Origin of the sequence: Rothia uropygialis (genome assembly GCF_004137765.1) — a bacterium.
In the GTDB taxonomy this organism is placed as follows: domain Bacteria; phylum Actinomycetota; class Actinomycetes; order Actinomycetales; family Micrococcaceae; genus Rothia.
The window spans coordinates 454,005-467,561 of the sequence record NZ_NOIS01000001.1 but is presented as its reverse complement, the minus strand read 5'-3'; the positions used below and the strand labels follow the sequence as shown (position 1 = coordinate 467,561).

Annotated in this window: 7 protein-coding genes; all 7 read right to left on the bottom strand. The window is 61.0% G+C overall.

Annotated elements, in window-relative coordinates:
* Positions 1-411: 411 nt before the first annotated feature.
* Complete coding sequence (locus tag EWV35_RS02145) at positions 412-4,668, bottom strand: hypothetical protein (protein WP_129657698.1); 4,257 nt, start codon at positions 4,666-4,668, stop codon at positions 412-414.
* 206 nt (positions 4,669-4,874) lie between these two features.
* A complete protein-coding gene (gene guaA, locus EWV35_RS02140) occupies positions 4,875-6,473 on the bottom strand; it encodes a glutamine-hydrolyzing GMP synthase (RefSeq protein WP_238654039.1) in 1,599 nt (532 codons plus the stop codon).
* Between the two features lie 159 nt (positions 6,474-6,632).
* Positions 6,633-7,199 (bottom strand): DUF3817 domain-containing protein, encoded by a 567-nt coding sequence (locus EWV35_RS02135; RefSeq protein WP_129657694.1) that lies wholly within the window; start codon positions 7,197-7,199, stop codon positions 6,633-6,635.
* Positions 7,186-8,196 carry an SURF1 family protein gene (locus EWV35_RS02130; protein WP_129657692.1) on the bottom strand — a complete coding sequence of 337 codons (1,011 nt, stop codon included), beginning with the start codon at positions 8,194-8,196 and terminating at the stop codon, positions 7,186-7,188. The genes EWV35_RS02135 and EWV35_RS02130 overlap by 14 nt, the downstream gene beginning before the upstream one ends.
* 90 nt (positions 8,197-8,286) lie before the next feature.
* The gene (locus EWV35_RS02125; protein ID WP_129657690.1) at positions 8,287-9,420 is read right to left on the bottom strand and encodes a GuaB3 family IMP dehydrogenase-related protein; all 1,134 of its coding nucleotides are present in this window, start codon (positions 9,418-9,420) and stop codon (positions 8,287-8,289) included.
* Positions 9,421-9,458: 38 nt separating this feature from the next.
* Complete coding sequence (gene guaB, locus EWV35_RS02120; protein WP_238654037.1) at positions 9,459-10,976, bottom strand: IMP dehydrogenase; 1,518 nt, start codon at positions 10,974-10,976, stop codon at positions 9,459-9,461.
* 239 nt (positions 10,977-11,215) lie between these two features.
* A complete protein-coding gene (locus EWV35_RS02115) occupies positions 11,216-13,333 on the bottom strand; it encodes an acyltransferase family protein (protein WP_129657686.1) in 2,118 nt (705 codons plus the stop codon).
* Between the last annotated feature and the right edge of the window lie 224 nt (positions 13,334-13,557).

The window sequence follows — 13,557 nt, the reverse complement described above, 5'->3', positions numbered from 1 at the left end:
TGACAGTCGCTGCAATATCGAGATTGCCGGTGCCTCCCGAGGCTTCCGATAGCGCGGCTGGGCTACGGAATCCTCATCCGATGCGGATGGGGTGAAGAGGTCAGTCCCAATGAGGAGGCCGTTGTTCGCGCAGCCACCGGCTTCGAGCGTCTTCGGACTGGACCGTCCCCGATGTTTTCGACGAGTCGGATCCGCCTGCACTCTGGCCATGCGGTGTCGGTGCAGATCCGGTGAGTCCCGCCAACCGTACCGGTTCCCCTTGGCTCACGGCGCTGCCGCCGGTCGCGCGTCGCGATCCACGGTGGCGGAATTTTTTTCTCCCGCCCCCGGCATCTTTGTCGGTGCCACGGGGCCCTGCGCCCGAAGAATCGTCGTCGGGCGCAGGCGTACCGCCGTCGGAAGGACCGGAGGTCATCGCTGCTCCGGTGCCACGGGGGCCTCAAGCCCCAAGTAACCCAATATGCGATCGGCAATCGACTGGGGGTCGGCGAATACATCGACCGTCCACAAGGACACGTGATTCCAACCGGTGCGCTCGAGCCTTTCGGGCCTCAACCGCGATCGCTCACGGACCGACAGGGAAGCGTACTGATTCGTCCCATCGGTCGACAAGGCGACTGGAAGTCGCATGGCCGCCCCGTCGTTTCCGTCTGCTGTCCCGGCTGTTCGCGCCCGCGGGCTCAGAACCGCACCCGCGGACATCGACTCGGCTCTTGCAGTGGCCAAACCATCAATTTCCTGTCCAGGCGTCACCGAAACCTCGGCCCCGGCCGCCCTCAAGCGACGAGCCAGATCGGCCAAGAGCCAATCAGCCTTGTATTCCTCGTCATCGGAATCGTGGACCGACAGGAACTCGCTGATCGCGTGTTCGGGAGCCAGGATGGAAGCCTGCTCCGGCTCGGAACCGGAGTGCGCGGTCTCATAGGATTCCAGGAAGCCCACCAAATCCGTCATCCCGTTCCGGAGTTCGCTGTCTCGAAGCTGATCGAGGCTCAACGAACTGACCACTCGAGTGTGGAACCTCGCCGTCGACATCGCTTTCACGAAGCGCTGACGCCCGTGTTCGTCGGATAGCTGTCCGAAGTGCGAAGCCCGGGCTCCTGCCTCCGGAGCAACACCCAAACTGAAAATCACCCGATCGCGGGTCAACCCCCGAGCACGTGCCAGATCGAGGACACGGAATGGCTCCAACCCGGGCTCGAAGAAATCTCGGAGCTCCGGATGAGAGTCCAAGCCCCGGCGAATCTCTTCGGCAATGCGCGCAGCGTGCCGGGGGCTGGCGGTCAGGACGGCCAGAGACTGCCGAGGATCGCGTGAAGCATGCTCAAAAACCATGTCCACGACGGCGCGCACCTCGGCTTTCGGAGACTCGATGATGGGAGCCCCTACGCGGTCGTCCGGTTTCTGTTTGCCCAGATAGTCGACCCGCATCGAACGTGCGCCGCTGACTGCTTCTTCCCCGAAGGGCATGGCAGACAAAGCGCCCTCGTAGAAGTGTTCGTTCAGATAGGAAACCAAAGCCTGGTCACGGCATTCATGGATACGTCCCAATGTTTTGCCCGGTAGGACCTGACTCAGCACATGCATCGCGGAATCGACGCGTTCATTCGACGGCGCCTGATCGTCACCGGTGGTCGGGGAAACGATGAACGGTTGCGGATATCCCGCGTTCTCGTCTCCGAACGCAATGACCTGCCGCGTTCGTGCCAGCGCCGCCAAGCACGCTCCCAAGGGTGTGGACTCGGCGTCCAAGACGATGACCGCGTCCACGGTTGCCGACGGAGGCAGGGTACGGCCAACGCCGAACGGACTGGACAGCCACAACGGCCGTAGTCCGGCCAAGATATCCGGCGCCCTGCGCAGATAGCCTGAAAGGGGAATAGGAGCCCCTTTGAGTATCTGGCGCAATTCCTTGGCCTGCACGGGCTTCAAATTGACCCGCTGGTTCCAACCGCGCGCCGCAGCATACCGAACGCGAGCGGGCCCCGAGGCGACGTGAGCGACGTCGGCCCGTCGGAAAGCCGACTCCCACTCGGAAAGCGTTTTGCCACTGACCAAGTTCACTTCGGGCCGCTCGAGCATTATTTCGAAGGCAGACTGCCACCATGCGAGGTCCAGCTCGGCCGCGACCTGGTCGGTGGACACGTGCCTCTCTTCCAGGTCTTTGAGCAGGTCCTCGAGGCCCTTTCCGCGAAGAATATGGGTCAATTGTTCCCGCTCGGGAAGCGTATCCAACAGAATGCGGTCGTTGGCCATAGCTTCGAACGTCTCGAGCAGGTCAGGGATCGGCAGATCGAAGTAGTCCTTCCGGACCGGGCTTTCTTCCATCACGATCGAAAGATCGCTCAGGTCGTCTGCCACTTCGGCATACAGCTTCCCGATTTTCTCGAGGTTCCCCGGCATTCCCACGGTTCGGTTTTCGACCGCCCAGCTCTGCCATTGTTCCCGCTGCGCCTGAACCTCGATGAGGGCCTGGTGCAAATCCGAGATGTGCACCTGAGGAATGATGTACTCCTTGGCGGCCCGGCGCAGGCGCGAGCGCTGAATCGCGGACATATCGATTCCGCGTTCCCGACGCCAGGTCGAGGTGCCCGTCGCCGCGATCAAGTCCGTGACAGGACGGTCGAATATATCTCCGTTGAAACGGGACAGAGAGTTCCGAATCCCTTCGAGCAGATCCAGTTGCTTCTTCCAACCCACCAGTGTTCTTTCGGGCTTGAGGCCAATCCCGTCAAAACCTTCGTTGACTTCCCGGCGCAGCTCGCGCGCAGTCCGCAAAAGGCTCTGGACCAGGGCCCGGGCCTGTTTGGTTTCTTCGGTATTGACCAGCCGAGCACCGTACCAGGGCGCTGTGCGCGTCGAAGGTTTGAACGCACGGAGTTCCGCAGCCCGCTCCAACTGGGAAACAGTCTCGGCGCGATCAACGGTCGCGTCCATGACGGCACGCTTGAAACGCACCCGCGTCGACGGCCCCGGGTCTCGAGATGTCAGTTCCGCGAGCGTCTGCATCGCCTCGAGGGGCGTCACTCCCCAACGCTCGTCCCTCCAATGGAGCGAAGCAACGTGCTCGGCGAGTTGGCGCCGCATGTTCCTGAGTTCATCGTGCAGTCCCGCAAGCCGGGGTTCGACCGCTCGTTCGTATCTGACAATGGTTTCGATCAGGTCCCGGGCCAGTCCCTCAGGATCGGTCTCCTCGCCCAGTTCAAGGGTCAGGTCGGACAGCTCGAGATCAGCCAATCGACGCCGCACGTTGTGCAACGTTTCTCGGCGCTCGGCCAGAATCATGACCGATTTGCCTTCGGAGAGGAGACCGGCCGCGACGTTGAGCGCCGCACGCAGATGCTGGGTTCCGGACGGCGCCGTGACCGTCATCGACTCGCCGGCTCGAGCACGCTGAACAATCTCGGAAACCGTATCGTCGGCGTCGTAGACCAGCGTCTCGTCGGCCGGGTCCACCTCATTCGCCGGAAGTGGGTTCGAGGTGAATTCTCGGGGTTGCCGGGGCGCGTTGATCTGGGCGCGGTTAAGGTCGGAGATGTCTCGCAATAATCCCGACGTCGCGGTTTCGGGCAGTTCGCCCACTGTGTCCGCCAGATCCGCGAAGGTCGAGATCACGGTACGGGCTTCGATGTGCATTCCCGGAACGTTCACGCACACCGACCGCATGGCTTCCAGAACTGCTTCCGGTGTCAACCGGGACCCGGAGGTGGCCTTTCGGTGCACGCCGTTGGCGAAGAGGTCGATTCCGAAGTCACGCCGCAGTTGACGGGCCATCGCCGGGTTCAGCCGCGCAGGACCGTTGATCCGCAGCTCGAAGTCGTCTCCGTCGGGATGGGGGTTGATCACAATCGGGGCCAGCAGCACGGGGGCGATGTGACGGCGTTCCCCGCGGGCCCCGTCGGGGGTTCCGGAGGGGTTCAGCTTGGCGAACCACGATGCCGTGCCGGCGGCGAGGAATCCCGCTTCGAGACCGTGGTCGGCGTCAAGCTCAAAGATCTTGCCTCGTATAGCTCGTGCGGACCGGACCCCGTTGGTGAACGTCGCACGATCACGCAGAATGGTCGACAGGCGGGTCTTGCGACCGGCCAGCAACTGTGCATATCCGGATGGGTTGGATGCCGAAAGATCGATGTGCACGTTGTCGACCGGGTTGAAGTCCAGCAGCGCGTCCGGTCCCGTATACACATCCACTTGCCGCAGCCATCGGTCGAGGAGCAGCTCGTTGTTGTCGGCCGAATCGGCTTCGCCGGACCCCATGTCGTCGGTCGACGGCGTCTCCGACGGGTAGTTCTCTTGTTCCTCATAGGATATTGCTTCAGGGCCCCTGCTGCGGCTCGCCTGAGATGCAGCGGAATCCGGTGACGACTGACCCGGCCCGGTGCCGTGGCCCGCATCATCGCCGGATTCGTCAGCCGCCCGCGCCTCGGCCCAATCCGCCAGAGACGTTACGGACTCCGGTCGAGTGGCGTCGGACCCGTCGGTTCGGACACGAGCGATCCGGAGGTCGTGGCTTCCGGACGTTGAGGCATCATCCTGCGTGGAAGACAGGTGACCTTCAGAGGCCTCTGCGGCGTTCTGAGGGCTCGCCCAAGGAACGGACGATGGGTTCGAGGTCGCTCCCTCGGACGTATCCTGTTCGTTCTGATCGGAGGAGTGTGGCTTCGTCACGTTGCCTCTGCTTCCGGTGTGGTCGGCGTATTCTTCGCACATCTTAGGGGCCGCGGCTTCACCGCGCACCATCTCTATAGTAGAAGCACACCGAACGGGATTCCGTATAGACGTCCAAATTCGTTCGCCACGGGGAAGAAAAATGGTCCGTCTCGATCAGTTCGAGACGGACCATTATCTTCCGGGAGGATCCTGAATCTCAGGGTTTACTCCCATTCGATGGTTCCGGGAGGCTTGGAGGTGACGTCGAGCACGACTCGATTGACTTCTTCGACCTCGTTGGTGATCCGGTTGGAGATTCGCGCCAGCAGGTCGTACGGGAGACGCGACCAATCTGCGGTCATGGCGTCCTCGGAGGAGACCGGGCGAAGAACAATGGGATGCCCATATGTTCTCCCATCCCCTTGCACGCCCACCGAGCGAACCTGGGACAACAGGACGACCGGCATCTGCCAGACTTCGCCGTCCAAGCCTGCCTTGGTCAGCTCGGCGCGGGCAATCGCGTCCGCGGCCCGGAGCACGTCCAGGTTTTCACGGGTCACTTCGCCGATCACTCGGATCCCTAAGCCCGGTCCGGGGAACGGGTGCCGAGCCACGATCTTTTCGGGGACGCCGAGCTGACGACCGATCGCACGAACTTCGTCCTTGAACAGGGTGCGAAGAGGCTCGACGAGGTCAAAAGCAAGGTCCTCGGGCAAGCCGCCGACGTTGTGATGGGATTTGATGTTCGCGGCACCTTCACCGCCGCCGGACTCGACGACGTCGGGGTACAGGGTTCCCTGCACGAGGAACTTGATGTCTTCTCCAGCGCCTCCGACTTCGGCAACCAGTTTCCGTTGGGCGTCTTCGAAAGATCGAATGAACTCTCGACCGATGGCTTTGCGCTTGGCCTCGGGGTCCGAGACCCCTTCGAGAGCCGACAGGAACCGGTCCGACTCGTCGATAGTGACGACTTTGATGCCCATCGTTTCGGCGTAGTCTTGTTCGACCTGCTCGCGTTCACCGGCCCGCAGCAAACCATGATCGATGAAGAAACACGTCAGCTGGTCTCCGACGGCCTTGTGCACCAACGCCGCCGCGACCGAGCTGTCGACGCCACCGGACAGCGCGCAGATAACCTGCGCGTCTCCGACCTGGGCGCGAATCTTCTCGACTTGTTCCTCGATCACATTGCCCGTGGTCCACGTCGGCTTCAGACCCGCCACGTTGAACAAGAAGTTCTCCAGAACCTCCTGGCCGAAATCGGAATGCTTGACTTCAGGATGCCATTGCACGCCGCCGAGTTTTCGCCCTTCGTGGACGAAGGCCGCGACCGGGGCCCCTTCGGTGCTCGCGAGCACCTCAAAACCTGCGGGTGCCTCGGTCACGGAATCACCGTGGCTCATCCACACGTTCTGTGCGACCGGAGTGCCCGCGAGGAACGAGACTCCCCCTCCGGTGAGGGTTGCATCGGTCGCGCCATACTCGCGGAGGCCGGTTTTGGCCACGGTCCCACCAAGGGTCTGCGCCATGACCTGGAATCCATAGCAGATCCCGAAAATCGGGACGCCGGATTCGTACAGTTCGCGATCCCCCGCTGGTGCACCATCGGCATAGACGCTGGAAGGCCCGCCGGAGAGCACAATGGCCGCGGGATTTTTGGCCAGCATCTGCTCGGCCGACATCGTGTGCGGCACGATCTCCGAGTAGATTTTGGCGTCACGGACGCGACGTGCAATGAGTTGGGCGTATTGCGCCCCGTAGTCGACGACGAGAACGGGACGATCTTCCAACTCGGTCGTCGCCGAGGTTTCGGATTGGGTCACTGCCATACCTTCGGTTTTGTTGGGTGCGATGCGGAGTCTCCCCAGAGATATGCGGGGTCTCGTTATTGCCAGTTTAGGGCAACCGGCCATGCCTCCCAGAAACCACGGAACATTCCAGACGATCTATGCCCTCTGAACGCGGCCTCCGGTGAGGCGGAACTAGTACCGTTTTGTGGACTTGGGGTTCGCGGCGACCTGCGAGACGGTCTCGCGGTGGATACGGCGCTCGACGATGAATGACAAGAAGGGAACGACACCGCCCAATGCCATCACGATCAGTTGCGGCAACGGCCACCTCATGAGCAACCAAAGACGGAAACAGGCCAACAGATAGATCACGTAGAACCATCCGTGGATGATGAGGATTCCGGTCGATATGTTGAGCCCGCCCGTGAGGTTCCCGGTGTTGCGGTTGAGCCATCCCAAAGCCACGCTGTCCCCGGTAGAGGCGTTGGTGGCCCCGGCCATCAGGTCGTAGCCGAACACATATCGAGTGATCATCTCGACAACCAGGAGAAGAAGGAAAGTACCCGAGATCCACGCGCAGTACTTGTATATTCCGAGCGCACCTCTGATTTGAGCCTGGGTTCCGCCGAATTTGCGACGAGTCGCGCGAACGTTCCCCGCTTTCTGGGGCGTCGCGTTAGGAGGCAACGGAACTGACTTGCCATCCGTACGCTCCACGGGATGGGGCTGATTGTTGGGGGTTGGCTTATCGGCCACCATGGTCACCTCGTTGTTTGTCGTGCGTGGACCCGGAGGAGTTCTCGGCAACGACATCCGCGCCGTCCTTCTCCCCGGTTTCAGGTTCGTCGAAGTAGTAGTACTCACGGGCTTCGGCATCGTAGTAGAAATATCGACCCGTGGATTCCTCGTAGAACATATTGCCCTCCCCTGCTGGGAGGATTTCGTAGTACTTCTCGGGATGGATCATACGTTCGTGCGAGTCGGCGAGCATGCGCCACCACAGGTATATGGCAAAGACAGCGAAGACGACCCACTCAATCGCGTAGAAGATATTGAGCCAGTTGACGGAGTGATCGACGACCTGCTCACTATGGATCTTGGTGAGGCTCCCGTGCGGGTCCGCCAACTGAGCGTCGGACTTGACGTGCCCGTCCGAGTCAACTTGCGCCGGCTGCCCGACGGGAGTTTCGGCTTCTGCGGTAAGTGTTCCCGCGTAAAGAGGCGTGTCCCACAGATTGGCCAATTGGGCCGTCGCCGCCGAGCCCAGAGCACCTGCAGTCTTCGTATCCTGCGAGGTCACCGGAGCCTCGTTGGCTACCAGCCGACCCACCACGGTCATTTCCCCGGTAGGCTCTGTCCCGACCTTTCCGGGATCGCTGTCGGTCGTGAATCCACGGGCCACGGGCACGGAGTATTGTTCGCCCGATTCCTGCGGCTCGGCGTCGATGGCGAATTGGCTGACGACCCAATATCCTTTCGTGCCATCGTTGACGCGGCCCTCGATCAACCGGCTTGTTTTCTCGACGTAGTGGCCCTTGACCTGGACCATCGAGTCGGCTTGGCTCTCCAGGACAGGTTCGGAGGGATGCGCCACATCGTGAAGCGGTTGCACGGCTTCTTTGGCCGGATTCGCATGGATCTGGCCGGAGTCCGCAGTACCAAGCTGCCACTTGCTCAGGAGCATGAACCCGGTAGCCAAGGCCAGAGCGAACAACAGCGCACCCAGCCATCTCGGGGTAAAAGCTAATTTGAGCACGGCTTCCAGCCTATCGGTCGGACCTGGGACTTCCCCAAGTCAGCAGGGAATCGGCCCGTCACGGAGCAAACGGGCCGATTCATTCGTCGGTCAATACTGCGGGCGTCCCGTCAGCACGACTTCTGAGCGTTGGAATTCCTTCAGAGTCGAATAACCCGTCGTGGCCATCGCCCGTCGGACCGCTCCCATGAGGTTCGACGTTCCGTCGACATGATGCGACGGCCCGTACAAGACCTCTTGGAGAGACCCGACCTGGTTCATGGCGGTGCGTGTTCCGCGAGGAAATTCGTGATGGTGGGCTTCCGGGCCCCAGTGGTATCCCTGGCCAGGCGCCTCTGTCGCGCGGGCCAACGGCGCCCCGATCATCACCGCATCGGCACCCATGGCCATGGCCTTGACCATATCGCCCGACTGCCCCAGGCCACCGTCCGCGATCACGTGGACATAGCGGCCGCCGGACTCGTCAAGATAGTCACTGCGTGCCGCCGCGACGTCGGAAATCGCCGAGGCCATGGCAGCGTGGATCCCCAGTGCGCGACGAGTCGTGGTGGTTGCGCCTCCTCCGAATCCGACCAGAACCCCGGCCGCGCCGGTGCGCATCAAATGCAATGCAGGGGTGTAGCCGGCGGCTCCGCCCACGATCACGGGCACATCGAGTTCGTAAATGAACTTCTTGAGGTCCAAGGGCTCTTGGTTCTGCGAAACGTGTTCGGCCGAGACTGTCGTGCCACGGATGATGAACAGATCGGTTCCCGCGTTGACGACGGTTTTATAGAACTCTTGGGTCCGTTGAGGAGTCAGAGATCCGGCGACGACGACGCCGGCTTCGCGGATCTGCGCGAGCCGTTCAGTGATCAGCCCCTCTTTGACGGGCTCCGCATAGATCTCCTGCATCCGGCTGGTCACATGGGACATGTCGTCACGGGCCAGCAGCGATATTTCGTCGAGGTAGGGCTGCGGGTCTTCGTACCGAGTCCATAGCCCTTCGAGATTCAGCACCCCAAGACCGCCGAGTTTACCCAACGCGATGGCCGTTTCCGGGGACATCACCGAATCCATGGGAGCACCCAGGATCGGTGTATCGAATTTGAAGGCATCAATTTGCCACTCGGTGCTGACGTCGCGCGGATCTCGAGTACGGCGTGCCGGAACCAATGCCACTTCGTCGAGCGAATAGGTTCGACGCGCACGCTTGGAGCGGCCTATTTCAATGTCGTTGGTCAAGATCTTCCTTCCGCACGCCGTAGGCCGGCGTGACCGAGCTAGCGACGGTAGTTGGGGGCCTCGACGGTCATCATGATGTCGTGAGGATGCGATTCCTTGAGACCGGCCGGGGTGATGCGAACGAATTTGCCCTTGTTCTTGAGCTCCTCGATCGTCATCGAACCGACGTAGAACATCGTCTGGCGAAGCCCGCCTTCCAGCTGGTGCAGAACCGCGGAGAGAGGTCCACGGTATGCGACCTGCCCTTCGATGCCCTCCGGGATCAGTTTGTCCTCGCTCTTGACGTCAGCTTGGAAATAACGGTCCTTGGAGAAGGAGGCGTTCTTGCCCCGTGTCTGCATTGCGCCCAGTGAGCCCATGCCGCGGTAAGCCTTGAATTGTTTCCCGTCGATGAAGATCAGATCTCCCGGCGACTCGTCGCAACCGGCCAACATGGACCCGAGCATCACGGAGTCGGCACCGGCAACCATGGCCTTGCCGATTTCACCGGAGTGTTGGAGGCCGCCGTCGGCAATCAGCGGAACGCCCGCGGGAATGGTCGCTTTGGCGGATTCGTTGATCGCGGTGATCTGTGGGACCCCGACTCCCGCGATGATACGGGTCGTGCAGATGGAACCCGGGCCGACGCCGACTTTCACGGCGTCCGCACCGGCGTCGACGATTGCCTGAGCGCCTTCGCGGGTAGCGGCCTGTCCACCGATGATGTCTACGTGCTCGGCCGCAGGGTCCTTCTTCAGGCGGGCGATCATGTCCAGTACACCCTGCGAATGACCGTTGGCGGTATCGATGAAGAGAGCGTCCACGCCCGCGTCGATCAGCGCCATCGCACGTTCGTAGCCATCGCCGAAGAAGCCGACTGCTGCCCCCACGCGGAGCCTGTCTTCTTCGTCCTTGGTTGCATTAGGGTACTGCTCAGTCTTGGTGAAGTCCTTGACGGTGATGAGGCCAGTGAGTCGTCCGTCGTCGTCCACGAGGGGCAGCTTCTCGATCTTGTGGGCGGCCAGGAGGCCGAACGCCTCTTCCTTGGCCATACCCTCGTGCCCGACCACCAGGGGCATTTTGGTCATGATCTCTTCGACCGTGCGGTCCTCGAATTCGTCCTCGGACAAGTACCGAGTGTCCCTGTTGGTGATGATCCCGAGAAGTTTCCCTCCGTCGTCGACGACGGGCAGTCCGGAAACCTTGAAGTGTCCGCACAAATCGTCCAGTTCACGGAGACTCGCCCTAGGGGAAATGGTCACCGGATTGGTGATCATGCCCGATTCGCTTCGCTTGACACGGTCAACGTGTTCGGCTTGGTCCTGAATCGACAAGTTTCGGTGGATGACTCCCATGCCGCCCAGGCGGGCCATAGCAATGGCCATCCTCGAATCGGTAACGGTATCCATAGCAGCCGATATAACCGGAGACTTGAGGTTGATCCTCCTGGACAAGCGCGTCGTTGTATCCGCTTCGGAAGGGTTGACGTCGGTATTTCCCGGGAGGAGAAGAACGTCGTCGTACGTCAGACCCGTCAGGCCGAAGGGATCGTCAGACAGTGCGGTGGGCTGGGTCAAGGGAATAGGACCTTTCACGTCTTGCGTCTCAGCGAGTGCCTCTCGGCACCCCGAGCTATTGCCTTTCATCATATGACGATACCCCCCGCAAGTCGCTCCCCGGACCGGCGGTTGGTGACTGAAACCATGCCTTGTTCGTTATGAGCCGGAAGATGACTCGTCCGCCCGGCGTGCCTGGCCAATTCTCGTTCCTCGCGCCGGAGGCTTCGTTCCGACGCGAGGAACGAGAATGCTGTTGGCTATCGCGGTGCCAAGGCGTCACCGGAAATGTTCGCCGCGTCGTCGAAACGCTGGTCGAAGAACTTCTGCATACTTCTCACGTATGTAGCCGTCAGGTGGTTGTCGTCGATGTAGGTGTAGACGTTCCCCACCGCTGGCGGGCACCCGCCATCAGGGCATACCAAATCGTCCATGTCGACCGACCCGTACCCGGGAATCTGCGACCGCCATGGCGCTGTCGGGTCCGGGGTGTGGGCGGTCACGTGCGGGAAAGTGCAGTCTTCGAAGCTCTTACCCTGCTCGCACTCGGTATGGGATTCGCCGAAGCGGGCGTTGTCGCGGATACCGATCACGCCGACGCCTTCGCTCGTCCACTTGCGGACTTGGTCCTCGGTCCCCGCCCGGATTCCTTCGGCCGCACCGTCGTAGGACGAGAAGGTGGACTGAATGACCAGATTGTCGGGGTGCCAATCACCGATGGCGGCCTCGGCCTTCGGAAGCCATTCCTGGCACTCCCCGGAGAACCAGTTGTCGTCCACGTTGGTGAAGAAGCAACCGGGATGACGGACAAAAGTGAGATCCCAGTTGTCGTCTTCAGCTTTCTGCTTCAGAGCCGTCATCCACTGTTCGGTGTGGCTGTTGCCCACAGCCACCACATGCTTGCTCGGATGATCGTTCTTCACCACTCGGTAGCACTGCTCACCCGTCAACCCATGCAGATCCTTGTCGAAGTCTTTGTCCTTCGAACATTCCTCTCCGAGACCGTTGACCTCCGCGAAATCATTGCTTCGTGTCAACGCGGTGGGGAGCAAGCCTGCCTTCGCATCGCCCTTGTAGGTGTAATCCGGGTCGAGAATCTCCGCACCCGGATTGTTTTTGTCTGCAGAGGCTTCGATTTTTTGGGTCACGTATGCAATGCGTGCCTGCCAGGCGAGCACGGAACCCGCTCCGACGACGACGCAAGCGAGGATCACGACGCCGGCCCGCCATCTCTTGGTCTCGGACCACTTCCACCGACGAATCGGGGTATCGATCAGCTTCGTCAACAAGTACGCGAGAATAATCGACAGCACGAGCAGCCCTACGCCGGAGAAGAAGCCGGCTTTCTCGCGACCTGTCAAAGTCAAATAGAACACCAGCAACGGCCAGTGGACCAGATACAGACCATAGGAATTGGAGCCCAGCCATACCAGCGGTTTCCATTTCAACAGGCGATCGGCTCCCCATCGAGTGGTCGATTGTCCGCAAATGATGATGAAGCTTGCGGCCAGTGTCGGCCACAGAGCGATGAATCCAGGGAACTGGCCCTGGACGTCCAATAGTGCCCCGCACAGAAGAATCGCGAGCAACCCGACCCAGTTCAGCACCGCGCCCACGCCAGTTCTGACACGTATCCATGGCAGCACGATGGCCACCAGGGACCCCATAGCGAACTCCCAAAGCCGCGCGAACGTGTTGAAGTACGCAGCCGTCTGGTTCGAGTAGGTGTAGTACACCGAGAACCCGAAGGAGATGACGAAGACAACCGCGAAGATGATCGCCAGTATCACCCGGGCCCGAGCTTGGAATTTCCGGACCACCAAGCTGCCGAGCGCAAAGAGCAAAGGCCACATCACAAAGATCTGGCCCTGGATCGACAACGACCAGAAGTGTCGGAACGGCGAGGCCGCGCCGGAATCCGCAGCATAATAGTCAACCGCATTCGCGATCGAGAACCAGTTCTCGTAATAGAAAATGACCGAGAACGCCTCGTGCATGATCGAGAGCCATCGATCGGGCGAGATGAAAAGACGGGTTGCGATCAGGGATCCGGCCACGATGATGGCAACCAAAGGCATGATGCGCTTGAAGACGTGAACCCAGTACTTGGTCAGCTCCGACCAGCCGACCTTGACGCCGCGCTCGATCTTGCCCGTGAAGGAAAGGGTCATCAGGAACGCGGAGATCATGAGGAAGACATCGACGCCGCCAGAGACCCGGCCGAACCAGATGTGGTAGATCGCCACCAGCAGCACCGCAAAAGCTCGTAGCCCTTGGATTTCAGGCCGAAAAGCTCGTTTCTTGCGCGGGCCGGCCTCCGGCGTTGGCGCTTCCTTCAGCGGTGAGCCATGCCCACCTGTCCCGTGCGTATCAGTCATTCAAGATCCTGTGTCAGCCTCGGAGGAGGCGATATCTCGTTCAGTTCGTGTGATGCGAAGCGCTCCGGAGATCGCTCCCAGGGAGTCCATTACCCTCGGTCGGACATTCGGTGTTCATAATAGGCGCCTGTCGAGGAAACTTAGCGAATCAGCGCTGATCAACTCACCAGCAAACCTTTCAGCGTGTTGGTGGGCAATGCTCAGTGAGCGCATCGGCCCTAGAC

Bases quoted from the DNA above. Each gene is read 5' to 3' on its own strand.
- EWV35_RS02135 (WP_129657694.1), bottom strand. From the start codon at position 7,199: ATGGTGGCCGATAAGCCAACCCCCAACAATCAGCCCCATCCCGTGGAG.
- EWV35_RS02115 (WP_129657686.1), bottom strand. From the start codon at position 13,333: ATGACTGATACGCACGGGACAGGTGGGCATGGCTCACCGCTGAAGGAA.